The following is a 25420-nucleotide window of genomic DNA, read 5'->3' on the forward strand; positions in this document are numbered from 1 at the left end:
TAAAAACCAAGAAAGCGCCGAAGAACGGTTTCGACGCCTGGCCGCTGCCTCTTTGGCTGGCGCTGCTGTGGCAGGTTCTGTCCACCGGCATGCGCCACAGCCAGTCATGGGCCGGCAGGCACCTCGGTGCGCTGCTGGGTGCACTGGGTGGCCCGTTGGCCTAAGTAGGTGGCGCAAGGTTTGCAGATGTCGCCCTGCCGCTTGGCACGCTGCAAACCGGCCAGCTACTGATGCCGATATGGACCTTGGCCATGCCACTGCTCGCGCGCCTCGCGGCGCGGCGCTGACCTGCGGCATCGCTCTGAACAGTAGCGCACTTGGTCCCAACAGCGGGCCCAGCGCTTGCGCCAGTTGAACGGCCGATCACATGCCACGCAGACCTTGCTGGGCAAAAGACTCTTTTTCATAACGGCTGCTGCGCATCAAGCTGCGCCAACAGTGCTTGGCCACGCTGCCACACGGCATCGCGCCGACTAGCAGTCATGCCATCAAGGCTGCGATAAACCAGAGCCAAGCGCGGGTTCGGCGACAGCAGGGGGCGATGGCGGATGAGGAAATGCCAGTACAGGGCATTGAACGGGCAGCCGTCGTCCTCGATCACATGATTCACCTTGTAACTGCACGCCTGGCAATGATCGGACATGCGCTGGATGTAACGACCACTGGCGCAGTATGGCTTGGACCCCAGGTAGCCGGCGTCGGCGTGCATCACCATGCCAAGCGTGTTGGGCAGCTCGACCCAGTCGAAGGCATCCATGTACACCGCCAGGTACCACTCGCAAATCGCGGTAGGCACGATACCCGCCAGCAAGGCAAAGTTGCCGGTCACCATCAACCGCTGGATATGGTGCGCGTAGCCCAACCGCAGGGTCTGCCCGATGGCTTGCTCCATGCAGCGCATGCGGGTGCGCCCGGTCCAATAGAATTCAGGTAGCGCTCGGTCGTTGCCCAGGTGATTGAGCCCGGCATATTCAGGCATGCGCAGCCAATAGATACCGCGCACATACTCGCGCCAGCCGATCAACTGGCGAATGAAGCCTTCCGCTGCATTGAGCGGCACCCGCCCCTCGCGCCAGGCCTTGTCGACCTCTTCACACACACATCGCACATCCAGAAGCCCGATGTTGAGCGCCGCACTGATGCGCGCATGGAACAGGTACGGCTCGCCCTCGGCCATCGCGTCCTGGTAGTCGCCGAAAGCCGCCAGGCCAAAATCCAGAAAGTGCTGCCACAGCTGCTTTGCCTCGGCGTGGGTCACGGGGTAGTCAAAGCCGTCGATGTCCCCGTAGTGGTCGCTGAAGCGCCGTCGTACCAAGGCCACCACCGCTGCTGTGATCCCGTCCTGCGCGAAATGCGCAGCGAACGGCCCACGCAACTGGCGAGGCAGGGGCTTGCGGTTGTCACCATCAAAATTCCAGGCCCCACCTGCCGGGCTGCCGTCGGGCTGCATAAGCAGGCCGGTTCGCTTGCGCATGCCCCGGTAGAAGTGCTCCATACGCAGCTGACGACGCTCGTGGGCCCAGCGCGCAAAGGCTTCGCGAGAGCACAGAAAACGCGTGTCGCGATGCCACACGAGGGGCAAACCGGCATCACGCAGAGCCTGCTCCAGGCGCCATTCCCCGCACTCGGTCAGGTGAATTTGCGTGGCGCCCAGGGCTTCTTGCCAGCGATGCAACTCGCCAACGATGCTGCCGCTGTTGCCGTCAGCATCAAGCTCGACATAATGCACCTGCCAACCCCGCTCACGCAGGGTCTGGGCAAAGTGCCGCATGGCGCTGAAGATGAGCACGATCTTGAGCGGATGATGCGGCACATAGCGAGCCTCACCCTCCACTTCCGCCATCAGAACAGCATCGCGGGCGGGGTCAAGGGCAGCCAGGCTCGCCAGGTCGAACGACAGCTGGTCACCCAGCACAAGGCCCAGGCGCATCGTTCAGGCTACCACTGGCTGGTGAGCGTGACCGGTACGCGAAGCGGCGCAATGGGGCCGTCACGTTGCCCGCACATCTCATCATGCACCACCTGCTGTACCAGCATGCAAGGCACGGGTGGCAGGTCGGCCAACAGCTGCCGCAGCTCGGTAGTGGAACGCACGCGAACAGGCTGCCCATGCGCGTCGCTCAATGTCACGGGACCGGCGTCGGTCAAGGCGCGCAGAAGGTAGAAGCCACCCTCCAGCGACAGCAGTTCAAGCTCCTTTGCTGCGCCGGTCGAGACCAGCTGGGTAAGCGCTATCAGGTTCATTGTGTGCCCTCTGGCTGGCGGCGGAAAAACAGGGTGATCTGGCCGATTTCGATGCCCAGCTTGCTCATGCTTGAACGGTTGATCAGAGTGTCGTCATCCATCAGATACATCCAGTCGTCCAGGTCTACCTGCCAGTGCCGCCCGTCAACTGGCAGGTCCAGTTGGTAACGCCATCGCAACGCGTTACCGGCTACTTCACCGCGCGCCTCGCCGATCACATCTCCTGCTGTTCCGCGCCAGCGACCAGGGCCGTCTGGCACCAGGGTCCAGGTACGCTGCTGGCGAGTGCCATCGCTATAGAGAAAATGTTCGTCGAGGATCAGTCGCTCACCATCGCGGCGGCTGTCGATACGCACGTGGAACCGCTTGACCACTTCTCCGGAACGCTTCTGGAACATCCCCCAGGCCTGCACCGGTCGCGAGAAGTATGCAGCCAGGTCGAGTTTCGGTTGCTCCTGGGCATAGTGCTCGACAACGACATTGCTGCAGCTGCCCAGAAGCATGCAGGAAACCAGCAACAGTACTTTGTACATGTTCATGTTCCTCAGTCGTTGCTAGCCAGCCCAAGCAGGCGCAGTTGCGGGCCCCTGGAGCGTGGGTCTAGCCAGATGGAGAAGAAACTCACCACTCCCGAGCCGTTGCGCACCAGGCAGCTCGGCCCTCCAGCTCGCGCCCGCCGAGAAGATAACCAGTAACAGACAAAGGCAAGTCCAACGAGTACGGTGCGCCATGATGACCTCGATCGCACGCAAATACTGTACAACAATAGCATCTTGTACAATTTTTCGCTGCAACCGTATAGATTTTGATGGGCAGCGCCAGACCTCGATCAGGTCACTAGCAATATCGCCAAGTCCGCAATATCGACAGGCACGAATGCCAAGGTCAGCAACGCATAGGCCTTACGCAAACCTGCTGCAAACACACAAAGCGTGATTATGAGCACGTCAAAGGCGCCCCAAGGTGCCCAGGCGAAACGCCGAACGGCGAGGTAGTCGCACACGCAACGGTTCGGCCGCTGTTTGTTCAAACTGCTGTATAGCTGGGATTGACAACGCCGGCTGGCCAGGCCGCTGCTACGCGAAAGCCTGCTCGTTGCCATGAGCATTGGTGGCCTGGTCTTGCGCTCAGTGGTGTCGTACTGGCCTGGCGACGTCTGCACAGGGGGTTCAGGCACCGTTACGCTGATTGCGTGCTTGGCGAACAGCGTTGTAGTGTTCACACCACAGCGCTTTTTGCTGCCCTGAAGGATTGATCATGCTCTACATCGTCATGCTCGGCGGTCGTCACCCTCGAGCCCACATCGAAGTCCACGATGTGGTCTTCGCCCAGGCCGATACCCTGGAACAGCTCTATCCGCAATTGCGCGAAGCCTGGTTCGGCAGCGCGGAAGGCCTGCACATCGACTCCTGGCTGGAAGTTGCCGGTGTCGATGGTTATCGCGTCGAACTGAGCCAGGTGGCTCCGGGCCCCGACACCATGCGCCTGTTCTTCCTGAACCTGGGCGGCTATGAACGGCAGGTATTCGGTGAAGCGCATCGCTACCTGCTGGTGGCGGCCACCGACAAGGCCGAGGCCAAGCGCCTGGGCAAGCAACGCATGGCATCTGATTGGCTCAAGCCGCATACCGACGCTGTGCTCGACGTCGACGATTGCCTGCCGGTCGATCTAGTGGCGGGACGCTATGTGCATCTGGTCAAGGGCGAGCATGGAGGTATCCGCCAGTTCAGTGACTACATCCTGCTCTGAAGGCCCTGAGTCGAGGCAATAACCAAACCGGGGCTGGTGACCAGCCCCGGTTTTTTTCAGCCGGGTGAAAACCCTGCCAAGAGTAAAACACCCGGCCAATTTCAACTTAGCACGGCCCTCACCCCCCGCCAGCATGCGACAAGCTGCCACACCCATGATGGAGATGCCACATCAGCAGCTGGCGCGCCAAGTCTGCGTCAAGTCGTCGCACCTGACAGTTGCCGACACTTCCATAGACTCCGGCTTCGAATAAAAAAACCTGAGAGGTCGGTCATGAAAAAAACATTGGTAATGCTTGCCTGCCTGGTAATCGCCAGCGTGGCCCAGGCGGCCCAAGAGCCGGAAGCGGTGTTCAACCGCGCCTGCCAGATGTGCCACAACGGCCAACTGCTCATGGCCCCGAAAAAGGGCGACCAGGAAGCCTGGAAACCTCGCCTGGCCAAGGGCAACGACGTGCTGGTCAAGCATGTCACCGAAGGTTTCAACGCCATGCCGCCGCGAGGCCTGTGCATGGACTGCACCGCCGAGGACTACCAGGCAGTGATCGACTTCATGTCCAAGTGACGCGGCCACCCGTGCCGTGCCCGGCACGGGTGGCACCACTACCGGCGCTCCGCCCGGCGCCAGGCCCGTAGCCACAGGCACAGCAGCATGCCTATCAGCAGCGCCACGACCATCGTGTCCAGAACCAAACCGTAGCCCCGGGCCCGCAGCAATGCGCCCAACAGCGGCGGCCCCAGCGCGAAGCCCGCAAAGAACCCCACCGACAGCAGGCTCGCCGAAGCCGCCGGCGCGCCGAATACGCGATCACGCAGGACCATGCTCATGGCTACCGCGTTGGTCGCCACCGCCGTCAACCCCATGCCGGTGCTGCCGACCCAGAGCCAGATCCAAGCTTGCGGCGTGGCCAGGCTCAGGCTGAACACCGCCAGCGCCGCCAATGCGCACAGCGCACCCAGCATCAGGCTTTCGTCGCGCATCCGCGCCGCCAGGGGTGTCAGTAACACCCGCGCGACGATGCCCGTCACGCCGAACACCGCCACCAACGACCCCGCCAGCACCGCCGGCACCTCCTGGGCACGGGCGAACACGCCCAGGTAGGTCACGAACGATGACAGGGCGATGGCCACGCTGCACTGCACAGCCATCAACAGCGCCAGCCCAGCCGAGGGCTGGCGCAGGGTAGTCGAGACACCGCGAGCACTGCCCGGCAAGCCCGGCAGATGACGCAAGACCGTCCAGCCCAGCAGTAACGCCAATGGCGCGAACAGCACCAACGCTACCCGCCAGCCCAGGTACTGGGCCAACAGCGGCAAGAGTAGCCCCGCGAACAGCGCCGACACTTGCACGCCGGCCTGTTTGAAGCCCACGGTCGCGGCCCGCTCGGCCACGGGAAGCTGTTCAGCGATCAGCAGGTTGGTGGCCGGGTTGGCCAAGGCCTGGGCCACGCCACACACGGCCAGCGCCAGCACCAGCCCGAGAAACCCCGGCAATACGCCAGCCAAGGTGTAGGCCACGGCGCAGCAGCCGAACAACAGCCCCAGCGCCCGACGCCCGCCCAACCGCTCGACGATGGCCCCGGCGCCCAACGACAGCATCGCAGCCAGGCCAAAAGCGCTCATGGTCAGGTAACCCAGCCAGTGCTCGGGCACCTGCAGGTCGGCAATCAAGTAGGGGCCCAGCGCTCCAATGGCATAGAACACCAGCATGGGCAGAGCCATGGCCGCGCCCAGCAAGCTGCGCAACAGCCAGGTGGAAGGCTGGCTGCTCAGCTCGTGATCAGTCTGCACGGGCCCTCCTCGTCCGATGAACCTGTCCAATCCACGGGTGACGAAGAAGGCGCGGCAAAATTCACCCCGCCGCCCCCCTGATACGCGCCAATCAACTGTCTGCCCAGGGCACTGACCAGCGCATCGTCGGTGCCATCCATGAAGTGGGTGGCGCGGGCATGCCGGTAAATCCCCGAGAGTGGCGTACCGTCGGTCAAGCCTTCGGCGCCGTGGATCTGGATCGCCGAATCGACGTTCAGGCTCAAGGCCCGCGAAGCAGCCAGCTTGGCAAGGTTGGCCTCCACGTCATTGCTCCGGCCCTGGTCGAACCGGGTCGCGGCATCGTGCAGCAACGACCGCGCGGCATGGATAGCCTGGTACGCCTCGACCATGCGCAGGCGCACCAGTTGCTTGTCCGCCAGCCGCGCCAAGGCGCCACGGGGCGAGACGATGCGCGCTCCCATCAAATCGAAGCAGCGCTGAGCCATGCCCAGCCAGTGTGCCGCGCGCAGCAACCGGCCCAGGGCAAGGCGCTCCTGAATCAGCGCGAAACCCTGGCCCACCTGGCCGAGCAACTGATCCTCTGCTAGCCGGACCGCGCTCAGGCGTATAGGCGCTTGCCCCTGATAGCGCCCCAGCACCTTCATCCGCTCGCCGACCTCCAGGCCAGGCGTGCCGGCTGGCACCACGAACAGGCTCAGGGCTTGCTCCACCGGCCCTTCGGCGGTTCGCGCCACCACGGTGAAGAAAGCCGCCTGCTCGGCGCGGCAGATGAACCACTTCTCACCGTCCAGTTGCCAGTGGTCACCGCACCAACGGGCGCGGGTGGTCAGCGTCGCGGGTATCGAGCCAATGCTGTTCGGCTCGGACATGCCATAGCTGACAAGCGCCTCCCCTGCCAGCACGGGCGCAAGTACCTCGCGCTGCAGACGTGGGTTGGCGTGACGTAACATGTAGCCGTCCAGCACGGCTTCGGCGCCGAACACGGCCGGCCCGTATTCGGACCGGCCTTCCTGCTCGGCCAAGGGCAGGTAGTCGAGCAGCCGGCCTGGCGCCAGGCCGTTGGCCTGCCCCCACAAGCCGGCATCGCGAGCCGCCTGCTGCAGTAGCACCAGACAGCCCTCGGCCTTGGCATCGCCTGCGTCCAGGCAAGGCTCCAGCGGTAACAGCCGCTGGTCCACGAACCGGCGAATGCGCCGGGCCACGGGATGAAGTTGATCATGCTCAGGCATGCGCGCTCCTCAGCAGGCAATGTTCAGGGTGGGTTGCAGGAACGCCAAGTCGGCGGCCAACGCTTTCTTGTCCACCTTGCCGGCGGGGCTCAGGGGCAATTCGCGGTAGAAGCGCAGGTACTCCGGCCATTTGTTCTTTTCCAGGCCCTGGTCGCCCAGGTAATCGGTCAGGTGCTTCAGGGCAAAACGCCGGGCGCCCAGGCGCAGGCTCAGGCAGATGCACACGCGCTGGCCCAGTTCGGCATCGGCCACCGCCACGCAGGCGGCACTGACCACGTCCGGGTGCGCGGTGGCCAGCCGCTCGATCTGTGCCGGGCTGATATTGGCGCCGCCGCGGATGATCACGTCTTTCTTGCGCCCGGCCAGCACCAGGCGGCCCGCGGCATCGATCAGGCCCAAGTCGCCGGTACACACCCATCCCTGCGCGTCGCGGTAGCGCTGATCGAGCTCGGGCGCATTGACATACTGCATCGGGCTCAAGGGGCCGCGGGCCTTGATCTCACCGACTTCGCCGATGGGCAGTTCGTTACCCTCGTCATCGACGATCTTGATCTGGCACACGCTAGGGTTGGGCGTGCCGACGCTGTTCAACACCACCTCCAGCGGGTCATCCGGCAGGTTATGGCAATTGACTCCGTCAGCCGAGCCGTACAGGCTCACCACGGGGCAGCCGAACGCCTCGACACAACGGCGGATGCTCTGCCCGTCGATCAGTGCTCCGCCGCTGACCAGCGCCACCAGGCTACGGCGGTCGGCCTGGGCCAGTGCCGGCTCGGCGGCGATCCGCTGCAACATGGTCGGCACGGCGAACACGTGAGTCGGGCGCAACTGCTCGATGGCACGGATGGCATCTGCCACTTCAAAGTGCGCCAGCACCGCCAGCGAGCCACCCAGCCAGGCCAAGCACCCGGCCGTGGCGGTGGAGCCGAACGCCGAACCCAGTGGCACCAGATACAGCCCGCGTAAAGCCTGCCCCTCTGGATACAGGCGTTGCAGGAAGCGCCCGCGTCCACCGACCAGCGCATTATGCGAATAGGCCACCAGCTTGGGTTCGGACTCAGTGCCGGAAGACACCAGCAACCGCGCCGGGCTGTCGGGACATACCTGAGGGCGCTCGGCCGCCGTCAGTGGTTCCGACGCCAGCAGCCCGCTCAAGGTCGACCAGCCCTGGCGCTCGTCGCCGTCGACCACCAGCACGCGCAAGCCCAGCAAGTTTGGGCGCAGCGACTCCACCACCGCGCACAGGTCGGCTTCGCCCTGGCAAGGCGCGACGATCACCGCCCGCGCGCAGCAGCGCTTGAGCAAGGCTTCGATATCCAACCGCCCGCGCCCCGGCGGGAACGGCGCGACCACCGCGCCCAGTACAGCGGCGGCCAGGTCGATGGCACAGCACTGCCAGCCGTTGCCGAGTTGATAGGCGACCACATCACCCGCCACCACGCCACGCTCCCGCAGGCCACGGGCCAGGCGCAAGGCCTGGTCGTGGAGCTGGCGGTAACTCACCTGCCCGTCCAGGGTCAGTACTGCCAGTTTCTCGGGCTCGGCCATCACGTGCGCCTCGAACAACTCGAACAATGGCCGGTCGGCGTACCAGCCGGCCTCGCGCCAGGCCTGCCTGGCGGTGACGGGGACCAGATCGATGATGCCGGATTCGTTCATGTGAACCTCCATGGGGAAAGCACGCGGGTATAACGACCAGGCGCGAGCCAAGGCGCCAGGCGTGGGTCTTGTTGCAGTTCGGCAAGGTCTTGGCGGACGATCGCCACGGGCACGCCTGCAGCCAGTAGCCGCGCTTGCCAGTGGGCAGCCGGCCGCCCGGCCAGTTGCTGCGCCAACGGCTCGCGTAGGGTCTGCCACGCGCAGGGCAAGGGGAAGTCGAACAAGCGTGCGAGGGTTTCAAGGTGCTCAGGGGCGCAGCAGTCAATCGCCAGGCTGGCGTCCTGGCAACGGAACACGCCCGCGCTCAGTGGGCGTGTACGCGTCATCCGCGAGCGGCACAGCAGATCGGCGGCTCCGAGCAATGAGCTGTCCACGCGCCCGGCATGGCCATGCAGATGGCGGGCCAGCAGCGCGGCGACGATGCCCTGGGCGGCGATCACCCCGCCGAACACATCCAGTACGGTGAACAGCGAGCCGCCGGGGTTGCCCTCGCCCTGACCGATCAGGTGGGCGATGCCCGACCAGGCCTGCACGGTGAAGTCGGTGCCCGGCAGCCCGACGGGCACCTGGGCATTGCCCCAACCACCGGCGTAGGCATAAATCAACGCGGGATTGACTCGGGCCAGGTCCGCTTGATCGAGCGCCAGCTCCTCGGCCTTGCCAGGGGCCCAGTTGTGCAGGAACACATCCACCTCGTCGATGTTCCGACGCAGCTGCTCACGCTCGCTGGCCGACTTCAGGTCCAGTTCGACCACTGCCTTCAGGCCGTTGAGCGCATCGAAACGTACCGAACAGCCCTGCGCCAGCGGCGCCATGCCGCGCAGTGGATCGCCGCCGGGCATTTCCAGGCGGGTTACCTGTGCCCCGAGCGTCGCCAGCAAATGGCCGGCCAAAGGCCCCTGAATACGCCGGCACGACTCGATGACGCGCAAGCCGCTCAATGGCAGCGCCTGGTTGCATGGACGCGGCGGCACCGCCACCGGATGCAGCTTGAACGCCCAAGGCGTATCACTGACTGGCGTCAGGGTATCGCGCTGGCCAGGTTGATGGACTGGCGTGACGGCCATTCCCACCGCCGTGCAGTGCTCGACGACCTGCGCGTACGGCAGGCTCGCCAGCGTCCGACATAACGCCTCGGGCATCGGTGCAATGGCGCGGGCATAGCGCAGCAGGAAGCCCTGCCAGCCTTTGCTGCTGTCGGCCCGGGCAACGCCCAGGGAGTCCCAGAATGCCAGCCACGGGCCGGCGTCCAGGGTTTCCAGCTCGAAAACCACGCCATCGGCACTGACGAAGGGTGGCCGCAAGCGGGCAGACGAGCACCCCGCAGGCAATCGCTCGGCGCCCTCTTCGGCCGTTGCCCCAGCCAGGTACTGGCTGATGCACTGCAGACCGGCGCCTGGCAGCGACACGCTGCAGTCCGTCACTTGGCCACCGCGCAGACGCGCCAACGCCGTCGCCATCAACCCGGTCAATGCCAGGCTCGCGACCACATGGGCGAGATAGTCGAGGTCGATGGCCTGGGCCTGCCCGCTGGCCCGGCCGTGCACAGCCATCAGCCCGCAGGCAGCCTGGAGGGTGAATTCGCTGATGGCCCTAGGCGCTTCGTCGTCCCACCCGGTGAGACGGCAATGCGCGGGGGGCAGCCCCTGGCCTTGCAGGCAATAGATCTGCTCGCGTCCTGCGTCGGATACATGCTCCACGGCAATCCCCAGCGCCCTCGCCTGCTCCGCCAGGGCATGCTGCAACGGATCATGCGCATCGGCGAACGCACCGAGCAGGCGACAGCCGTGCAGCGCCGCCGCTTGAGTCATCGTGCACCACCCGCGACGGCAGGCAGGATGGTGAGCTCATCACGGTCAGCCACGACGGTGTCCAGGTTGTCGAGAAAGCGGATGTCCTCGTCGTTGAGGTACAGGTTGACGAAGCGGTGCAATTGCTGCGCATCCATCAGCCGTGAGCGAATGCCCGGGTAGCGCCGTTCGAGGTCGTCGACGACCTCGCGCACCGTCGTGCCTTGCGCTTGCACGCGCTTGCTGTCCTGGGTGTAGCTGCGCAACAGGGTCGGAACACTGACAAAAACCGGCATGGCGTACTCCTCGGCCAATGGCCGATCAAATAAGGAAGAAGACGGCGCGACTCAGGCCCCGCGGGTGTCGCCGTCGACGATGCGCAGGCTCTCTTCGATCACCTGGCCATTGGCGATGCGGTAACTGCGCACCGGGTATTCGCAACCGCTGGCGGTGGACAGGATCAGGTAGTGCGCGTGCGGCTCGTTGGCGAAGTCGATGTCGGTCCGGCTCGGGTAGGCATCGCTGGCGGTGTGTGAGTGATAGATCACCACCGGCTCTTCTTGCTGCGCGTCCATCTCGCGCCACACCCGCAACTGCTCGCGGGGCTCGAACTGGAAGAAGGTCTGCGACCCGGCATGGTTGACCATGGGCACCCAGCGCGAAGGCCGGTCAGTGCCTTGCCGGCCGGGCATCACGCCACAGGCTTCGAGGGGATGTTGCTGTTGTGCATGGGCCATGGCGGCATCGAGCAACGCCCTGGAAATGATCAGCATGGGAGGTTCCTTCCTTTCAGTACCGTGGCAGATCAGGTTCGACGTCATCGATCCAGGCCAGGATGCCGCCTTGCAGGTTCTGCACCTGGGTGAAGCCCAGTGCCTGCAATTGCAGCACTACCGCCTGTGAACGGGCGCCGGACTTGCAATGCACGACCAGCAGCGTATCGCTGGCGTAAAGGGCCTTGAGCTGCCCGGCCAACTGGTCGGTCTTGGGCATCAGGCGTGCGCCCTGGATGTGCGCGATGTCCCATTCGGTCTGTTCACGCACATCGATCAGGACCACGGCCGGGTCTTCGCGCATCAGCCGGCTCAGTTCCATGGCACTGACCTGTGGCACCGTCACCGGGGCTCGCGATACACCGCTGCAGAAGGCCTGGTAGTCCTCCAGTCGGGTAATGGGTCGCCGGTCCGGTGCTCGGCGCAGCCGGATCTGGCGGTAATTCATGTCCAGAGCGTCATAGACCATCAGGCGGCCCAGCAATGTGTCGCCGATGCCGGTGATCAGCTTGATTGCCTCGGTGGCCATGATCGAGCCGATCGACGCGCAGAGGATGCCCAGCACCCCACCTTCCGAGCAGGACGGCGCCAACTCCGGTGGCGGCGGTTCGGGGTAAAGATCACGGTAGTTGAGGCCCGCGCCGCCCGGCGCCTGCTCCCAGAACACCGAGACCTGGCCCTCGAAACGGAAGATCGAACCCCAGACATAGGGTTTGCCGGCCAGCACGCAGGCATCGTTGACCAGGTAGCGAGTGGCGAAGTTATCGGTGCCGTCGAGGATCAGGTCGTATTCGGCGAGCAACGCCAAGGCATTCTCCGGCTCCAGGCGCAGGGGGTGTCGGCGCACGTTGACGAAGGGATTGAGGTCGGCGATGGCCTGGGCGGCGCTGTCGCTCTTGGCCTGGCCCAGGGTGGACTGACGGTGGATCACCTGGCGTTGCAGGTTGGACGCCTCGACCATGTCGAAATCGACGATACCGAGCGTGCCGACGCCAGCTGCCGCCAGGTACAGCAAAGTAGGCGAGCCAAGCCCGCCGGCACCGATGACCAGCACCTTGCTGCTCTTGAGCCGGCGCTGACCGTCGAGCCCGACGTCGGGAATCAACAGGTGGCGGCTGTAGCGGGAAATTTCTTCGCTGCTCAGTTGGGCGCATGCATCAACCAGTGCGGGAAGTTTCATCGTGAAGCTCCTTGGCTTAGGGCCTGCCCATTGTTAGCCGGCCCACTTGGCGCGCCTATCCGTTGGCGGCATGCATTCATATGGATTGCGTTTCGATACATATGGATTACGTCGGCATGGCGCTGCGCTTGCCGACCTCCTTGGGCGCAAAGCCGAAATAGCCGCTGAAGGCCGCGCTGAAATTGCTGGGGTGGCTGTAGCCAACCCTGTAAGCCACCTGGGCGACCTGGCAGCCCTCTTGAAGCAAGATGTGCGCACGCTGCATGCGCAGTTCCAGCAGCATGCGATAGGGCGTGGTGTCGAACAGCTCATGAAAACCCTGCTTGAGCTTCGCCGCACTGAGGCCGACACGGCGACACAGCAGCGCGACGGTCAGTGGCTGGTCGAGTTCGTCGTGCAACAGTTGCCGGGCTTGCTCCAGTCGCTTGACCTGAGCAGCAGGCAACAGCGGCGTGGTCTGGGACGACACGGCCAGCTGGCGCAGGGGGTGGCTCAACAGGTTCAGCACATGCAGGTGGGTGTCCAGTGGCGCGCATTGCCCTTGCGCCAGGCGCATGGCCAGAGCCTGGACGTGGCTACACGCATCACGGCTGGTAGCATGCTGCAGCAGCGGCGCCTCGCCCTGGCAATTCAGCAGGCGCCAGGCCTGCTGCTCACCCAGGTAACGGCGCAAGGTGTGTTCACCGACGAGCAGATGCAGGCCACAGGCGCCCCTGCCGAATTGAAAGCGACTGGCCTGGTATGGCGCGTGCAGCAACTGGGCGATGCTCTGCCCCGCCTCGAAACGCCAACAGCGGCCTTTGCGGTCGGCGTACTGCACATGGCCCTGCTCCAGGAACGTCAGGCACAGCAGCGGCCCGCCGAGCAGTTCGCAGGTGCGCTGCACGCCGGTGCTCGAGTGGCTGGCATCGAGGCGCAACAGCAGCAGGTCGTCCTCGATGGCCAGTGTTTGTGGCGCGCTCGCCGGCACGGCGCGCAGGCGCTGCAACAGGGCATCCGGGGCAACGCGACGCAGGTCGACGCTAGCGTATGCCACGCGTTTCATTCGCCACTTGCAAGGTAGCGTCCATCGCCGGCACTCCTCCATGAAGCGGCCCACGACCATGACGGCCCGCCGCCCGCTTCGCTGGGTCAAGGCTTGCTGTGTGGTCCCGCAAGCCACCTCTTCGGCCCTGTGCCTTTTGTCATGGGCCTGGGACGCGCGCACGGCACGGGCACGTGCGCGAAACGAGGTTCAGCAGGGAGAGGCGCGAGGGTTGGAGGACGGCCAGCAATAGCGTGGCGGCGCATGGCCATGGGGAGCACGAGCGAAACGTCGCCGGTCGATGTTAGACAGCAACCAGGCCAAGGCGGCAAGGAACACCAGATGCACGAAACCTGCCGCGCAGAACGGGCAAGTGAACGGTGTGGCCAGCCCGCTGTCGGGCAACGCCGCAAGGTCCTTGGCGGCCAACGCCGAGGTATCGGTACGGACCGAGCAGAACTGCCCACCGATGCCGTTCAACGCCAGCCCGAGCATTTGCCCATGGCTCAGGCCACAGGAAAACACATTGAACAGCACGCTGAAGTACAAGGCCCAGGCGATGAAGGCGCGTCGTGTCGGGTGGCGACTCATGAACCGGATCCGTGACATGAAAGGTGGGGCGAATGCCAACGACAATTCTCGCTTGGCAATCCGTACAAGGCTTTCTAGACTCTCCTGCGACAATTCGCCACACCACCAGCCAGGCCACTGCGAATCGGTATTAGTATCATCGAGCTGCGGCAGGCTGTCGCACCCTGCATGAACAGGAAGCATTGCTAGACTCGCGCATCGCACACTTCAACCGCAGCGGCCATCGAGCAAGGGATATGCACCGACCAGCAGGACGTCGCCACGCCTTCGCCTGGATCCTCTACGCCAGCGTGCTGTTTGCCGTACTGCACTGCGGGCTGGGCCACGGCCAGGCCAGCGGCCTGACCCTCAATGGCGCAGGCGGCGCCTTCTGCGGCCACGCCGGGGCCGCGCCCGGTCCGCTCGGCTTCGAGCAGTGGCTAGGTGATACCTTGGCCGCCGGCACTACGCTCGATTGCCCGTTGTGCAGCCACACCGGCCTGGCGTTCATGCCCCTTTTGCCCGACCAGCCGGTCGCCCGGGCGGCAACCGACATCTCCCTGCCCACCTCCCCCGCAGCCTGGCCTCGCCGCTGCTGGCCAGCAGCCAACCCCCGCGCCTCACCCACCCAGGCCTGACTTGTCCTCCCTGGCCACAACGCGCCCCTGGCTCAGATGCAACGGGGAATGCTGCCATGCGCGCGTTGCCGGCCCGCCTCGACTTTTCGCAACAGGAATACCCAGAGCATGAAGAACAAGACGCTTTGCTGCGCAGCCGCACTTGCCTTTACCAGTGGTACCGCACTGGCCCAGACCGACAGCGTGGAGCTGCCCGAAACCACGGTGGTCGGCACATCGGTCATTGACCAGAACACCGTTGACAGCTTCGGCAGCCTGACCACCGTGGTCGGCCAGGAGCAAATCCGTGACCTCAACGCCCTCGACCTGTCCTCCGCCCTGCGCCGCACACCGGGTGTAGTGGTGTCACGCTTCAACCCGGTCGGCTCGTTCGGCGGCGCCGAAGGTGGCGCCGTGTACATCCGCGGCATGGGCGCCAGCCGTCCGGGCAGCGAGATCAAGACCTACATCGACGGCGTGCCTTTCTACATGGGGGTATGGGGCCACCCGCTGCTGGACCTGCTGCCGATCAATGCCATGCAAAGCATCAGCGTGTACAAGGGCCCGCAACCGCAGAAGTTCGGCAACACCTTCGCCGCCATCGACCTCACACCAAAGGTGGCGGAACAAGGCGACACCCACCACGGCGAACTGCAACTGACCGGTGGCAGCTTCCGTACCGCCACCGAACAGGCCAGCCTGATCGGCCGCGAAGGCAACTTCGACTACCTGCTGGCCCAGGGCGCCGCCCACTCGGACGGCGACCGCAGCGACGGCGATGGCCGCTTGAACAACGGCATGGCACGCCTGGGCTATCGCCTGAACGACAACTGGAGCACCGGCTTGCTGGTGCTGCACGCCAACAACCAAGTCTCCGATCCCGGCCAGAAAGGCTTGCCAGAGACCAAGAACGGCGAGTTCAACACCCGTGGCACCCTGACCTCGCTATCTGTGGCCCACGAGCATGATTGGGGTAATGGCAGCCTCAAGCTCTACCATAACGAGGGCCGTGGCTCCGCCCTGGACCAGACCGGCCTGGACGGCGACACCATCAGCGACTTCACTCTGCAGGGCTTGCGCTGGGAGGAACAACTGCGCCCGTGGCAAGGTGGCGAAGTAGCCTTGGGCATTGACGTCGACGAAAGCAAGGGTGAAGTGCACTTCAAACGCATCGCCCCGGCCCCCCAGGCGAAATTCGATGCCCCCACCCTGCGCGTGACCTCACCGCATATCGCCGTAAGCCATGCCTTCGCCCTCAACGACCGCTGGACGCTGACACCATCGGCCGGCCTGCGCACCTACGACCACAACGTCTTCGAAAGTGCCACCGCGCCCCACGCCGGGCTGCTGCTTTCGTCGGACAATGTCGAGTTTCGCGCCAATGCCTCGCGCGGCATCAACTATCCGGGCCTGGAGGCCTCGGTGATGTCGAGCCTGATCCCGGCGCTGGGCGAAACCTGGAAGGACCTCAAGCCCGAAAAGCTCGACCATCAGGAGCTGGGCGTGCGCTTCAACCCGATCGACAACGCCACCCTCGACCTGGCGGTGTTCAAGGACAAGCTGCAGGACCGCTACCTGTTTGCCTTCCCGCCGGCCGTTTCGAGCCCGTCCTACATCAACCTGGGCGACTACAACGTCAAGGGCGCCGAAGCCACCTGGCAGCAGCGCTGGACCAGCAACTGGAGCAGCTTCGTCGGTTTCACCTGGCTCGATCCGTCGCTCAAGACCTTGCCCTATGCGCCGCAGAAGTCGCTGTCGCTGGGCACTACCTACGAGGTTGGCCCATGGCGGCTGTCAGCCGACGCGCAGTACCAGAAGGACATGTACGTGCTGGCCGAGGAGCGCAGCGCCGGTGCCAGCAACTTCTCCAAGGTCGACAGCTTCACCGTGGTCAACATGCGCGTGGGCTATGCCGTGCCGGCGCTGGGCAAGGTCGGCGAAGTGTTCGTCGCCGTGGAGAACCTGTTCGACCGTGACTACGCCTACCGTACCAACTACCCGATGCCCGGCACTTCGGCGCAGCTGGGTGTGAAGATGGGCTTCTGAGCCTGCCACCGGACGCTGCCGACGACCGTCGGCAGCCTTGTAAAGGAAAAAGCAGATGAAAGCACCAATCCTTGCCTTGCTGCTGGCTTGCAGCCCGCTAATGGCCGTGGCCGATACCGCCAGCGAGCAGCAGAGTATCCAGCAACTGATGCGACACAACTTCGAGCGCCCCGATTCGCCGCTGGACGTTGGTCCGGTTACTGTCCAGGGCGACCATGCCGTAGCCGGTTGGTTACAGGACCAGCGCGGCGGTCGCGCCCTGTTGCGCAAAGGGCCTCACGGCTGGCGCGTGGTGTTGTGCGCCGGCGATTCACTGCTCGACCCGGCGACCCTGCGCAGCGCCGGGCTCAGTGAACAGGACTCGGCCCAGCTGAGCCAGGCAGTGCGCCAGGCCGAAAGCGAGCAACCAACCGAGCGGGTCAAGCAGTTCGCGCTGTTCCAGGGCGTGGTCAAGGTCGACAAGGACGCCGCTCACGGCAATCACTAGTAAGCAAGCCGGGGCCTGTTGAGCCCCGGCTTGTCGTGTCGCGGCAATGTCAGCCTGTAACAGATGACACGTGCAATGATCAGGCAGCGATTGCCTTGCACGCCTTCAGGCAGTCGGCACAGGCGTCGGCGCATGCCTTGCATTCAGCGTGCTGGTTTTCGTGCTTGCGGCACTCTTTCTCACAACTGGCACACACATCGGCAGCCATCCCGGCCATGGCGGGCGTGAAGCTGGAACCTTGCGCAGCCAGCTTCATCAGAGCCGTACACGTTGCCAGCAGCTCGTTGACTGACTGGGCACAGCCGGCCATTTCCTTGTCACCCTGCCCCAACAGCACCAGGCAATGCGCCAGACAGGCCTCCCCGCTCTTCAGGCAAACACTGCTGCTGTCGATCACACCTGAAAACGGCTTGCCACCGCCATGATCATGGTGGTGTTCGTGGCCTTCGGTAGCGGCCATTGCTGGCGCCACCATGGCAACTGCCACCGCGCCGGCAACTGTCTTGAGTACTTCACGTCGCTGCATCGCTCACTCCTTGATGAACATGGGGACATGGCACCGCATCCTCACTGCGGCACTGCGCCACACCCTACAGGCAACCCGCCTCATTCAACAAGGTCGCGCAGGCGCGCGGCGGGTTGTCTTTACCTACTTACGGTGACACTGGCCGGCCTGCTGGTTGGCTGCGGCGACCCGAACGCCCGACCGGGACCTGGCGAGCGCCTCGCAAGAGGCGCCACCACGGCCCAACGTTTAGACAAGGACGCCTTATCGATGCCCGCGTCAAACCTCAGCCCGTGCAGGCGCATGGACTTCTTTGTCGGCAATGCCTTCTTCCGTGGCAACTGGCATGCAGCCCACGCCGACGGCAAGCGAGGTGGCCGGACCGTCTTGGGGCCTTTGTTCAGCCAAAGCTGCCATTGCATGGCGCTGCTGGCGTTTCTCAACTTGCTTTGAAGCCAAGACCAAATGGCCGGGACTCGATCAGCAAGTGCGAGCCCTTGAGGCTTGCACCCAGGGTACAAGCCAGCAACATGGGGAGCAGCACACTGGCGAGAATCAGCAGGGTACCCAAGGTTCTTTCATCACTGGCCGCGCTCCATAGGGTCATGCTGGCAGACAGTTGCACGCTGGAAGGCAAGATGAAGGGAAATAACGCAACCCCTACGCTGCACAGCGTCGCCCCTACCGTCAGGCCACTGCCCAGTAGCGCCATGCCAGGCCGGACATGGGTACAGGCGAACAGACTCATGAGCGTGCCAGACAAGGCAAGCACAGGTGCCAAGCTGGCTGCAGGCCAGGCTTGAAAATTGGCCAGCCAACCTGGGTTGTTGGCCAGCACCACCCACGCGCCAGGCCCGCACAGGGTGGCCGGACGCGCCATGGCCCACACGCTGTAGCCGCGCGCGTTCACTGCCAGCCAGATCGCAGCCACGATGAAACTGGCCAGGAACACCACACCCGCAGCGCTTGCGGCCCGGCTTGCCGGCTTATACAGGGAGTGGCCGCCGCGCTGCATCACCCAGGCAGCGCCAAACTGGCAGACCATCGCCACGCTCACGACAGTCGCCAGCAAGGCGAACGGGCTGAACAGCCCGGCCACGGTCCCCTGCAACTGCAGTGCCGCCTGACCACAGCGACTGAACGGCAACCCAGGGAACAGGTTGCCGAGCATGCCACCCAGCAGAGCTGCCGGCAGCAGGCCGATCGCCAGCGCTCGCCAGGCTTGTCGTGGTCGGGCGATTTGCCAGGCAGTTCGGCGCAACAGTATCAGCAGGCCCATCAGGCCTGTCATCCAGCAGGCCAGGCCACCGAGCGCAGGCCAGACCAGCGCAAGCGTGCAACCCAGGGCCAGCAACCACAGTAGGTTGATATGCCGAGGCGCCACCGGGACTTGCTGCAGCGATTCGCCACTTCGACCCGATAGCCACGGCAGCAGCACCCGCGCGCCCACATCCAGACCTTCGGCCAGCATGAAACTGATCAGCATTACGCCAATCAATAGCCACCAGACGATCTTCAACAATTCGTGGTCCATGACGGCTCTCCAAGGCTGAAAGAAAGCGGCCCGTCCGAGGGAAGGACCGCTGTGGATCGCCTGCCGCGCAACGAGGATGGGACAACAGCGATATAGGCACTGCCCATGCTAGGGGTTGCCTCCTGAGCCCCCAACTGCGACCGCTCGACGCAGGTGACGGCCAGCGCTGGCAGCACGGACGCCTGGCAGTGGTTCAGGGCTGGCTGCGGCAGCCTGTCGCACCACAGCACAGCGCCAGCGCCCCTGCCACGAACCCATGCAGCAACGACTATGCTTATTGTCCAGTATCCAGACTGGCCGGCATAAAACAGGCCGCCATCGCCAATCCGCAAGGAGTTGCCAATGAAACTCTTCATGTTCGAAGGCTTGCGCAAAGCCAGTGGCCTGCTGTTCGGAGTGTTGTTGACGAGCTTCGCCAGCACCGCCCTGGCCCAGGTCGAAGTCAAGGTGGAAGACCCCTGGGTCAGGGCCACGGTGCCCAACCAGCCCGCCACGGGTGCCTTCATGCGCCTTGTCGCCAACGAGGACGTCAAACTCGTTCGGGTCAGTTCGCCCGTGGCCGCCAAGACGGAACTGCACGAGATGACCATGAAGGACGGGGTCATGACCATGAAGCCATTGGCGAGCCTTGAGTTGCCTGCGGGCCGGCCGGTGGTACTCGACACCCACGGCTACCACATCATGCTGATCAACCCTAAAGAGCAGATCAAGGAAGGCGCCACGGTGCCGCTGACCCTGACCGTTGTCGATGATGATGGCAACGAAACCTTGGTCAAGGTCGATGCACCGGTGCGTCCGCTGGCAAGCGGTGAGGACGACTTGCCGGACTAACACGCCCCCAGTCGCAGCGCTGAGCTTGCTGGCGTGCGAGGCAACCCGTTAGCGGGCAAATCCAGCGTACGGTGTATCTCGCGCTCTGCCGTATCCACCAGTTCGAGGATCACACGGCAGCGTTTCAAGTAACGGTTGCCGGCTTCGGTAAGGGCGATGCGGCGGGTGGTGCGGTTGAGCAAGCGAATATGCAAGTGCGCCTCCAGGTTGGAGATCATCCGGGAAACGCTGGCAGTAGTGGTGTCCAGGCATTCGGCCGCGCCGGTCAGGCTGCCGGCCTGAACCACGCAACTGAACGCGCGCATGGCTTGGAGTACGTCCATCGTCAGTATCTCGCTAGGCATTCAATGAAGTGGGAAACGGGCGGCGTATTGCCGCCCAAGTACCGGCCTGGCTTAGCCGGGCACCGGCAACCAACGCCGGAAGCTGCTCGCGCCCTTGGCACTCAGCGGGCTCCAGGAAAACTCCCACGGAGGTGGCGGCAAGTCTTCATCCGCCTGGGGCGCTGGCAGCGCTGGGCGCACGCCACTTTTCCACTCCACCACCCGTTCACCCATCGGTTGCCAGGCCAGCACCAGGCCACGGGCCTGGGACACATCAGTTGCCACCCATAGCGCCGCTGCAGCCACCATGAAGGCTTCGATATGTTCCTCCGTCACCCGTGCCTGGTACGGAGAGCTCAGCAACCAACGGCAAACGCTGATGTAGTAGGTCCAGTCCAGCGCCGGGTGGTGCCGGTAGGCCCAGGTCATGAAGCGTCGGAACAACTCCAGGCCCTCTGGCGGGTCGAGCTTGAGCAGCCCTGGGCAGACATCGAACAGCGTGTGCCAGTAAGGCAGCAGGCGTGCATCGAGGTTGACGAAACTGCGGGCGTTGCAGGGGTAGTCGGGAAACGGCAAGAGGAAGTCGCCGCTGCGCGACGGGCGAACGGAAGGCTCCAGCAACGCTGAAGCGGTCAGGGTACGAAACATCGTGTGCTCCTGGGTACGGCTAGCCATCGGCAGGCCCACGCCCCGCCTTTCGCGGGTGCGGCCTGGGTCCTTGCAGGTCAGGCGATAGTCGTCGGGGAGGCACGGGGGTTGATCGACGGCCAGCAGTGTCGGGGCGAACGCCCTGGGACAGCGGGTTGCAGGTCGACAGGCAGCGCAGCCAGAGCAACGCCGGTCAATACCAGCGTGACAGGCAGTGGCGCTGGACCGCCCTGGGCGCAGCAGCAATGCCCGGGGTCGGCCGTTTTCGGGCTGAGGTTGCCATCCTTGTCCAGCATCGCCGGCTGTACGCCGCCCGACGAACAATAGCTGCCCGCCAGCAACTGCTGCAGGCTCAGGTCGCCCAGGGTGCTGGCCATCGGCAATGCCAGTACCTTGAGCAGCATCGCGAGCAGCGCTACGACCCAGAGGTTGTCCCAGGTGCGCGCGCGCAGGCCGCAACGGCGCATGTTCACGCCTCGCCAGGTAGCGCGGGCGTGGAGATTCGACAGGCCATGAGGGCTTCTCTCCAACGACGGTCAAACCAGCCAGCAGTTACATGCAGTGCATGCACAGTGGGTCGGCGTTCTGAGGGCAGGCACAGGCCCGCCACGGCGCCAAGGCGCAGGTAGCGTCAGAGAGGTGAAGCGCGAGGGTTGGACGAGGGCCAGCAATAACGCGGCGGCGCCTGACTGCGGACTTCGCGTGGCAATGGCCGGCGTTCGCGGCTGGCCAGCAGCCAGGCGACGGCAATCAGGAACACCAGGGTAAGGAAGGCTGCCGATCCCATCGGGCAACTGAAGGGGATGCTCAGATCGCCCGCCAAGGCGCTGTCCTGCTTGGATTTCAAAAGGCCAGTGTCGCCCCCGAGGCTGCAGAACGCACCGCCGAATCCATTCAGTGCAAACCCCAATGCCTGCCCGTGGGCAAGGCCACAGCCAAGTACATTGAACAGGACACAGAAGTACAGTGCCCAGGCAATGAGGGGACGGTTTGACAGCAGACGGTTCATGGGCGGCGACTTTAGCATCGAAACCGGACCCGTAGAAGCATGACCTTCGGCATGCACCCTCTGCGACAAGCCGTCACACCCCGCGTAGCTGGCTTCGATTCACCCATGCAGGTGGCCTACCAGGACAGATTGTCGCAGTTGGTCACACCCGCCAGCGTCCTTACAGTGGCGCCGCCATCGCAATGGCCCGTGCAATTTCCCCACAGACTCCAATGCTGAGCCGGCCAGGACCCGGGCTCTGCTTCCCGAAACCGGCGCCAAGGTGCGCCACCCCGTGAGGCCCCATCATCATGAGCGTGCTCGAGGCGCTAGATCTGGCTCGTATCCAGTTCGCCTTCACTGTTTCCTTCCACATCCTGTTCCCCGCCATCACCATCGGCCTTGCCAGCTTCCTGGCAGTGCTCGAAGGCTTGTGGCTGCGAACGAGTCAGCAGGTCTACCGCGACCTCTACCATTTCTGGTCGAAGATATTCGCCGTCAATTTCGGCATGGGCGTGGTGTCCGGCCTTGTCATGGCCTACCAGTTCGGCACCAACTGGAGCCGGTTCTCCGATTTCGCCGGTGCCGTTACCGGCCCATTGCTGACCTATGAGGTCCTCACCGCATTCTTCCTGGAAGCAGGCTTCCTTGGTGTCATGCTGTTTGGCTGGAATCGTGTCGGCCGTGGCCTGCACTTTTTCTCCACAGTGATGGTGGCGCTCGGCACACTGGTGTCGACCTTCTGGATCCTCGCCTCCAACAGCTGGATGCAGACGCCCCAGGGTTACGAAATCGTCGATGGCCGGGTGATTCCGGCTGACTGGCTGGCCGTGGTGTTCAACCCCTCGTTCCCCTACCGCCTGATGCACATGGCCACCGCGGCGTTCGTTGCCACGGCCTTCTTCGTCGGCGCTTCGGCGGCCTGGCACCTGCTGCGCGGGCGTGACAACCCGGCGGTCCGCAAGATGCTGTCGATGGCCATGTGGATGGCGTTGATCGTCGCGCCGATCCAGGCGGTGATCGGTGACTTCCATGGCCTGAACACGCTCAAGCACCAGCCGGTGAAGATCGCCGCCATCGAAGGCCACTGGGAGAACGTGCCGGGCGAGCCGACCCCGCTGATCCTATTCGGCATCCCTGACATGAAGGCTGAGACCACGCGCTTCAAGATCGAGATTCCGGCGTTGGGTAGCCTGATCCTGACCCACAGCCTGGACAAGCAGGTGCCGGCGATGAAGGAGTTCCCGCCTGAGGACCGGCCGAATTCAACCATCGTGTTCTGGTCGTTCCGGGTCATGGTCGGGCTGGGCTTGCTGATGATCTTCGTGGGGCTGTGGAGCCTGTGGCTGCGCAAGCGCGGCACGTTGTACAGCTCGCGGCCGTTCCTCTACCTCACGCTGTGGATGGGGCCGTCGGGGCTGATCGCGATCCTTGCAGGCTGGTTCACCACCGAGATCGGCCGCCAGCCATGGGTGGTCTACGGCCTGCTGCGCACGGCCGACGGGGTCTCGAACCATGACGCCACCCAACTCAGCATTACCCTGGTGGCGTTCGTGGTGGTGTATTTCGCCCTGTTCGGCACCGGCCTTGGCTACATGATGCGCCTGGTGCGCAAAGGGCCGAAACCTGGCGAGGGCGACCATCACACGCCAGGCGGTCCCGGCCAGCAACATACCCCGGCGCGGCCGCTGTCCGCCGCCGACGATTACCAGGCAGAGGTGAATTGACATGGGCATCGACCTTCCACTGATCTGGGCGGTGATCATCATCTTCGGGGTGATGATGTATGTGGTGATGGATGGCTTTGACCTGGGAATCGGCATGCTCTTCCCCTTCGTCAAGGACCAGCGTGACCGTGATGTGATGATGAACACGGTCGCCCCGGTCTGGGACGGCAACGAGACCTGGTTGATCCTCGGCGGGGCGGCACTGTTCGGTGCCTTCCCCCTGGCCTACGCGGTGGTGCTCGAAGCGCTCTACCTACCGCTGATCCTGATGCTGATCGGCCTGATCTTCAGGGGCGTAGCCTTCGAATTTCGCTTCAAAGCCAAACCCGCCAAGCGCCATCTCTGGGACAAAGCCTTCATCTGGGGCTCGCTAATCGCGACCTTCTCCCAAGGCGTTGCCCTGGGCGCCTTCATCGAAGGCATCAAGGTGGTCGAGCGCAGTTATGTCGGCGGCGCACTCGACTGGCTCACGCCGTTCAGCCTGTTCTGCGGCTTGGGTTTGGTGGTTGCCTACACCCTGCTCGGTTGCACCTGGCTGGTGATGAAGACCGAGGGGCCGCTGCAGCAGCGCATGCACGATGTTGCCAAGCCGCTGGCGTTGGTGCTGCTGGTGGTCATCGCCGTGGTCAGCCTGTGGACGCCTCTGGCCTATCCGCAGATCGCCGCCCGCTGGTTCAGCATGCCCAACCTGCTGTGGTTCCTGCCGGTGCCCATCCTGGTAGTGGTCACCTTCTACGGGCTACTGCGTGCCGTGGCACGCAATGCACACTACACCCCGTTCCTGTTGACCTTGGCGTTGATCTTCCTGGGTTACAGCGGGTTGGGCATCAGCCTGTGGCCCAACATCATCCCGCCTTCGGTCAGCATCTGGGATGCCGCAGCGCCGCCGCAAAGCCAAGGCTTCATGCTGGTGGGCACGCTGTTCATCCTGCCCATCATCCTCGGCTACACGTTCTGGAGCTACTACGTGTTCCGCGGCAAGGTAACCCATGAAGACGGCTACCACTAGGAGCATAAGGTGATGACCTCGAGCGTGAAGCAGCCTCTGTGGCGCAGACTGGCCTGGCTGGCGTTGTTCTGGGCTGGCAGTGTCGCGGCGTTGGGCCTGTTCGCCTGGCTGATCCGATTGTTCATGCTGGCTGCCGGCATGCGCACTCATTAACCCCCCTGGCGGGTGCGCCTGCGACAAAAGGGCGCACCCGTGAACTTTTACAGCCCGCAACGGATGCGGCTTAATGCACGCCTCATTCGTTTGGTGGTTTCATGGCTGCACGTGCTCGCGCACACTTCTATCTGCTGGCCTGCTTCGCCGTGCTGTTCAACCTGCTGGCGATGCCGCTCGACCGTGCCTTGCAAACACCCCGCATCGATAGCCAGTCACTGATCCTCGGTAGCTTCTGCAGCCTGCACGGTGCGCAGAGCCTGCCCAAGTCACTGCTGGCCCAACTCAAGGCCGAGTTGCCGCAACTCGATGATCAGCCGGAAACGAAAAACCAGGCGGGCGACTGCTGTTGCGGACACGCCGGGCATGCCTTGCTGGCCAGCGACTATTATCGCCACCTGTTCCCCCGCTTCTGGCCCGACGCACTGCTGCTCGGTGGCAGCCACAGGCTGCCACTGCCACGCGAACAGTGGCCAAAGCTGAACCCCCGCGCCTCCCCCCTGGCCTGAACCGTCGTTGCTTGCCCACAGCTGCCCCGTGACTGCGGTGTGCAGCCTTGCCC

28 protein-coding genes and 2 pseudogenes are annotated in these 25420 nt (G+C 64.2%); 11 read left to right on the plus strand and 19 right to left on the minus strand.

Annotation, left to right across the window (positions count from 1 at the left end; translation table 11 throughout):
• Positions 1-26 precede the first annotated feature (26 nt).
• Positions 27-287, plus strand: a pseudogene (locus AC25M7_RS04440) (DUF2878 family protein); the annotation flags it as partial.
• Here the strand turns inward: AC25M7_RS04440 and AC25M7_RS04445 are convergent.
• Genes AC25M7_RS04445 through AC25M7_RS04460 form a run of 4 tightly spaced genes read right to left on the minus strand, consistent with a single transcriptional unit; the run spans position 225 to position 2777 of the window.
• The gene (locus AC25M7_RS04445; RefSeq protein ID WP_083242113.1) at positions 225-407 is read right to left on the minus strand and encodes a DUF2256 domain-containing protein; all 183 of its coding nucleotides are present in this window, start codon (positions 405-407) and stop codon (positions 225-227) included. The pseudogene AC25M7_RS04440 and the gene AC25M7_RS04445 sit on opposite strands and share 63 nt — an antisense overlap.
• The gene (locus AC25M7_RS04450; RefSeq protein ID WP_486970769.1) at positions 404-1930 is read right to left on the minus strand and encodes a cryptochrome/photolyase family protein; all 1527 of its coding nucleotides are present in this window, start codon (positions 1928-1930) and stop codon (positions 404-406) included. The genes AC25M7_RS04445 and AC25M7_RS04450 overlap by 4 nt, the downstream gene beginning before the upstream one ends.
• A gap of 8 nt (positions 1931-1938) precedes the next feature.
• Complete coding sequence (locus AC25M7_RS04455; protein ID WP_028689314.1) at positions 1939-2244, minus strand: DUF6482 family protein; 306 nt, start codon at positions 2242-2244, stop codon at positions 1939-1941.
• The gene (locus AC25M7_RS04460) at positions 2241-2777 is read right to left on the minus strand and encodes a DUF3833 domain-containing protein (protein WP_062364394.1); all 537 of its coding nucleotides are present in this window, start codon (positions 2775-2777) and stop codon (positions 2241-2243) included. Before AC25M7_RS04460 ends, AC25M7_RS04455 begins: the two co-directional genes overlap by 4 nt.
• A 724-nt stretch (positions 2778-3501) precedes the next feature.
• Between AC25M7_RS04460 and AC25M7_RS04465 the strand changes: the two genes are divergently transcribed.
• Both AC25M7_RS04465 and AC25M7_RS04470 read left to right on the plus strand, forming a co-directional pair.
• Positions 3502-3993, plus strand: a complete 492-nt coding sequence (locus AC25M7_RS04465) for a DUF1543 domain-containing protein (protein ID WP_088852128.1) — start codon at positions 3502-3504, stop codon at positions 3991-3993.
• A gap of 273 nt (positions 3994-4266) precedes the next feature.
• Positions 4267-4557 (plus strand): c-type cytochrome, encoded by a 291-nt coding sequence (locus AC25M7_RS04470; protein WP_486970770.1) that lies wholly within the window; start codon positions 4267-4269, stop codon positions 4555-4557.
• 38 nt (positions 4558-4595) lie between these two features.
• On the opposite strand, the gene AC25M7_RS04475 is transcribed toward AC25M7_RS04470, so the two are convergent.
• The 9 genes from AC25M7_RS04475 to AC25M7_RS04515 form a co-directional block, all read right to left on the minus strand.
• A complete protein-coding gene (locus AC25M7_RS04475) occupies positions 4596-5783 on the minus strand; it encodes an MFS transporter (protein ID WP_241411011.1) in 1188 nt (395 codons plus the stop codon).
• Entirely contained in the window at positions 5762-6994 is a 1233-nt protein-coding gene (locus AC25M7_RS04480) for an acyl-CoA dehydrogenase family protein (protein WP_486970771.1), read from the minus strand. Before AC25M7_RS04480 ends, AC25M7_RS04475 begins: the two co-directional genes overlap by 22 nt.
• A 9-nt stretch (positions 6995-7003) precedes the next feature.
• Positions 7004-8653, minus strand: a complete 1650-nt coding sequence (locus AC25M7_RS04485; protein ID WP_247284410.1) for a class I adenylate-forming enzyme family protein — start codon at positions 8651-8653, stop codon at positions 7004-7006.
• Positions 8650-10464 carry a CoA transferase gene (locus AC25M7_RS04490; RefSeq protein ID WP_207852953.1) on the minus strand — a complete coding sequence of 605 codons (1815 nt, stop codon included), beginning with the start codon at positions 10462-10464 and terminating at the stop codon, positions 8650-8652. Before AC25M7_RS04490 ends, AC25M7_RS04485 begins: the two co-directional genes overlap by 4 nt.
• Positions 10461-10739 (minus strand): MoaD/ThiS family protein, encoded by a 279-nt coding sequence (locus AC25M7_RS04495; protein ID WP_207852950.1) that lies wholly within the window; start codon positions 10737-10739, stop codon positions 10461-10463. The genes AC25M7_RS04490 and AC25M7_RS04495 overlap by 4 nt, the downstream gene beginning before the upstream one ends.
• 51 nt (positions 10740-10790) lie before the next feature.
• Positions 10791-11216, minus strand: coding sequence for a M67 family metallopeptidase (locus AC25M7_RS04500; RefSeq protein ID WP_207852947.1), 426 nt, complete (start codon positions 11214-11216; stop codon positions 10791-10793).
• Positions 11217-11232: 16 nt separating this feature from the next.
• Positions 11233-12396, minus strand: coding sequence for a molybdopterin-synthase adenylyltransferase MoeB (gene moeB, locus AC25M7_RS04505; protein ID WP_207852944.1), 1164 nt, complete (start codon positions 12394-12396; stop codon positions 11233-11235).
• Between the two features lie 106 nt (positions 12397-12502).
• Positions 12503-13432, minus strand: a complete 930-nt coding sequence (locus tag AC25M7_RS04510; RefSeq protein ID WP_241410999.1) for a helix-turn-helix transcriptional regulator — start codon at positions 13430-13432, stop codon at positions 12503-12505.
• Positions 13433-13630: 198 nt separating this feature from the next.
• A complete protein-coding gene (locus AC25M7_RS04515) occupies positions 13631-14011 on the minus strand; it encodes a DUF2946 domain-containing protein (protein ID WP_247284406.1) in 381 nt (126 codons plus the stop codon).
• 236 nt (positions 14012-14247) lie between these two features.
• On the opposite strand from AC25M7_RS04515, the gene AC25M7_RS04520 reads away from it, so the two are divergent.
• The 3 genes from AC25M7_RS04520 to AC25M7_RS04530 all read left to right on the plus strand — a co-directional run bounded on the left by AC25M7_RS04520 (position 14248) and on the right by AC25M7_RS04530 (position 17140).
• Positions 14248-14628, plus strand: coding sequence for a DUF2946 family protein (locus AC25M7_RS04520; protein ID WP_241410995.1), 381 nt, complete (start codon positions 14248-14250; stop codon positions 14626-14628).
• A 108-nt stretch (positions 14629-14736) separates the two neighbouring features.
• Positions 14737-16653, plus strand: a complete 1917-nt coding sequence (locus AC25M7_RS04525) for a TonB-dependent receptor (protein ID WP_486970772.1) — start codon at positions 14737-14739, stop codon at positions 16651-16653.
• A gap of 55 nt (positions 16654-16708) precedes the next feature.
• Entirely contained in the window at positions 16709-17140 is a 432-nt protein-coding gene (locus AC25M7_RS04530) for a copper uptake system-associated protein (RefSeq protein WP_207852612.1), read from the plus strand.
• A gap of 79 nt (positions 17141-17219) precedes the next feature.
• Here AC25M7_RS04530 and AC25M7_RS04535 read toward each other — a convergent pair whose 3' ends face one another.
• Together AC25M7_RS04535 and cydB (AC25M7_RS04540) are read right to left on the minus strand one after the other, a co-directional pair.
• Positions 17220-17666 (minus strand): four-helix bundle copper-binding protein, encoded by a 447-nt coding sequence (locus tag AC25M7_RS04535; RefSeq protein ID WP_207852614.1) that lies wholly within the window; start codon positions 17664-17666, stop codon positions 17220-17222.
• A 418-nt stretch (positions 17667-18084) separates the two neighbouring features.
• Positions 18085-19179 carry a cytochrome d ubiquinol oxidase subunit II gene (gene cydB / locus AC25M7_RS04540; protein WP_247284403.1) on the minus strand — a complete coding sequence of 365 codons (1095 nt, stop codon included), beginning with the start codon at positions 19177-19179 and terminating at the stop codon, positions 18085-18087.
• A 342-nt stretch (positions 19180-19521) separates the two neighbouring features.
• Between cydB (AC25M7_RS04540) and AC25M7_RS04545 the strand changes: the two genes are divergently transcribed.
• The gene (locus AC25M7_RS04545; protein ID WP_241410989.1) at positions 19522-20010 is read left to right on the plus strand and encodes a copper chaperone PCu(A)C; all 489 of its coding nucleotides are present in this window, start codon (positions 19522-19524) and stop codon (positions 20008-20010) included.
• Between the two features lie 41 nt (positions 20011-20051).
• On the opposite strand, the pseudogene AC25M7_RS04550 reads toward AC25M7_RS04545, so the two are convergent.
• The 4 genes and pseudogenes from AC25M7_RS04550 to AC25M7_RS04565 all read right to left on the minus strand — a co-directional run.
• Positions 20052-20333, minus strand: a pseudogene (locus AC25M7_RS04550) (LysR family transcriptional regulator); the annotation flags it as partial.
• Positions 20334-20405: 72 nt separating this feature from the next.
• Complete coding sequence (locus tag AC25M7_RS04555) at positions 20406-20981, minus strand: putative natural product biosynthesis protein (protein ID WP_207852623.1); 576 nt, start codon at positions 20979-20981, stop codon at positions 20406-20408.
• A gap of 77 nt (positions 20982-21058) precedes the next feature.
• Positions 21059-21448, minus strand: a complete 390-nt coding sequence (locus AC25M7_RS04560; protein WP_207852625.1) for a DUF2946 family protein — start codon at positions 21446-21448, stop codon at positions 21059-21061.
• A 164-nt stretch (positions 21449-21612) separates the two neighbouring features.
• Entirely contained in the window at positions 21613-21990 is a 378-nt protein-coding gene (locus AC25M7_RS04565) for a DUF2946 domain-containing protein (protein WP_207852626.1), read from the minus strand.
• Positions 21991-22280: 290 nt separating this feature from the next.
• On the opposite strand from AC25M7_RS04565, the gene AC25M7_RS04570 reads away from it, so the two are divergent.
• The 4 genes from AC25M7_RS04570 (at position 22281) to AC25M7_RS04585 (ending at position 25367) form a co-directional block, all read left to right on the plus strand.
• Positions 22281-23696: a cytochrome ubiquinol oxidase subunit I gene (locus AC25M7_RS04570; RefSeq protein WP_207852627.1), complete on the plus strand. Its 1416-nt coding sequence runs from the start codon at positions 22281-22283 to the stop codon at positions 23694-23696.
• A 1-nt stretch (position 23697) separates the two neighbouring features.
• A complete protein-coding gene (gene cydB, locus AC25M7_RS04575) occupies positions 23698-24705 on the plus strand; it encodes a cytochrome d ubiquinol oxidase subunit II (protein ID WP_486970773.1) in 1008 nt (335 codons plus the stop codon).
• 12 nt (positions 24706-24717) lie between these two features.
• Entirely contained in the window at positions 24718-24858 is a 141-nt protein-coding gene (locus AC25M7_RS04580) for a DUF2474 domain-containing protein (RefSeq protein WP_486970774.1), read from the plus strand.
• Positions 24859-24959: 101 nt separating this feature from the next.
• A complete protein-coding gene (locus tag AC25M7_RS04585; protein WP_241410979.1) occupies positions 24960-25367 on the plus strand; it encodes a DUF2946 family protein in 408 nt (135 codons plus the stop codon).
• Positions 25368-25420 lie beyond the last annotated feature (53 nt).

The sequence above is a fragment of the Pseudomonas sp. P106(2024) genome (assembly GCF_057480815.1).

What these genes read in the sequence shown, in the direction of transcription:
- AC25M7_RS04455 (WP_028689314.1), bottom strand. Translation starts at nt 2,244, where the DNA reads ATGAACCTGATAGCGCTTACCCAGCTGGTCTCGACCGGCGCAGCAAAG.
- AC25M7_RS04570 (WP_207852627.1), top strand. Translation starts at nt 22,281, where the DNA reads ATGAGCGTGCTCGAGGCGCTAGATCTGGCTCGTATCCAGTTCGCCTTC.
- moeB (WP_207852944.1), bottom strand. Translation starts at nt 12,396, where the DNA reads ATGAAACTTCCCGCACTGGTTGATGCATGCGCCCAACTGAGCAGCGAA.
- cydB (WP_247284403.1), bottom strand. Translation starts at nt 19,179, where the DNA reads ATGGACCACGAATTGTTGAAGATCGTCTGGTGGCTATTGATTGGCGTA.
- AC25M7_RS04585 (WP_241410979.1), top strand. Translation starts at nt 24,960, where the DNA reads ATGGCTGCACGTGCTCGCGCACACTTCTATCTGCTGGCCTGCTTCGCC.
- AC25M7_RS04445 (WP_083242113.1), bottom strand. Translation starts at nt 407, where the DNA reads ATGAAAAAGAGTCTTTTGCCCAGCAAGGTCTGCGTGGCATGTGATCGG.
- AC25M7_RS04480 (WP_486970771.1), bottom strand. Translation starts at nt 6,994, where the DNA reads ATGCCTGAGCATGATCAACTTCATCCCGTGGCCCGGCGCATTCGCCGG.
- AC25M7_RS04565 (WP_207852626.1), bottom strand. Translation starts at nt 21,990, where the DNA reads ATGAACCGTCTGCTGTCAAACCGTCCCCTCATTGCCTGGGCACTGTAC.
- AC25M7_RS04545 (WP_241410989.1), top strand. Translation starts at nt 19,522, where the DNA reads ATGAAACTCTTCATGTTCGAAGGCTTGCGCAAAGCCAGTGGCCTGCTG.
- cydB (WP_486970773.1), top strand. Translation starts at nt 23,698, where the DNA reads ATGGGCATCGACCTTCCACTGATCTGGGCGGTGATCATCATCTTCGGG.
- AC25M7_RS04470 (WP_486970770.1), top strand. Translation starts at nt 4,267, where the DNA reads ATGAAAAAAACATTGGTAATGCTTGCCTGCCTGGTAATCGCCAGCGTG.
- AC25M7_RS04560 (WP_207852625.1), bottom strand. Translation starts at nt 21,448, where the DNA reads ATGCGCCGTTGCGGCCTGCGCGCGCGCACCTGGGACAACCTCTGGGTC.
- AC25M7_RS04580 (WP_486970774.1), top strand. Translation starts at nt 24,718, where the DNA reads ATGACCTCGAGCGTGAAGCAGCCTCTGTGGCGCAGACTGGCCTGGCTG.
- AC25M7_RS04530 (WP_207852612.1), top strand. Translation starts at nt 16,709, where the DNA reads ATGAAAGCACCAATCCTTGCCTTGCTGCTGGCTTGCAGCCCGCTAATG.
- AC25M7_RS04490 (WP_207852953.1), bottom strand. Translation starts at nt 10,464, where the DNA reads ATGACTCAAGCGGCGGCGCTGCACGGCTGTCGCCTGCTCGGTGCGTTC.
- AC25M7_RS04460 (WP_062364394.1), bottom strand. Translation starts at nt 2,777, where the DNA reads ATGTACAAAGTACTGTTGCTGGTTTCCTGCATGCTTCTGGGCAGCTGC.
- AC25M7_RS04525 (WP_486970772.1), top strand. Translation starts at nt 14,737, where the DNA reads ATGAAGAACAAGACGCTTTGCTGCGCAGCCGCACTTGCCTTTACCAGT.
- AC25M7_RS04515 (WP_247284406.1), bottom strand. Translation starts at nt 14,011, where the DNA reads ATGAGTCGCCACCCGACACGACGCGCCTTCATCGCCTGGGCCTTGTAC.
- AC25M7_RS04555 (WP_207852623.1), bottom strand. Translation starts at nt 20,981, where the DNA reads ATGTTTCGTACCCTGACCGCTTCAGCGTTGCTGGAGCCTTCCGTTCGC.
- AC25M7_RS04485 (WP_247284410.1), bottom strand. Translation starts at nt 8,653, where the DNA reads ATGAACGAATCCGGCATCATCGATCTGGTCCCCGTCACCGCCAGGCAG.
- AC25M7_RS04500 (WP_207852947.1), bottom strand. Translation starts at nt 11,216, where the DNA reads ATGCTGATCATTTCCAGGGCGTTGCTCGATGCCGCCATGGCCCATGCA.
- AC25M7_RS04450 (WP_486970769.1), bottom strand. Translation starts at nt 1,930, where the DNA reads ATGCGCCTGGGCCTTGTGCTGGGTGACCAGCTGTCGTTCGACCTGGCG.
- AC25M7_RS04465 (WP_088852128.1), top strand. Translation starts at nt 3,502, where the DNA reads ATGCTCTACATCGTCATGCTCGGCGGTCGTCACCCTCGAGCCCACATC.
- AC25M7_RS04520 (WP_241410995.1), top strand. Translation starts at nt 14,248, where the DNA reads ATGCACCGACCAGCAGGACGTCGCCACGCCTTCGCCTGGATCCTCTAC.
- AC25M7_RS04535 (WP_207852614.1), bottom strand. Translation starts at nt 17,666, where the DNA reads ATGCAGCGACGTGAAGTACTCAAGACAGTTGCCGGCGCGGTGGCAGTT.
- AC25M7_RS04495 (WP_207852950.1), bottom strand. Translation starts at nt 10,739, where the DNA reads ATGCCGGTTTTTGTCAGTGTTCCGACCCTGTTGCGCAGCTACACCCAG.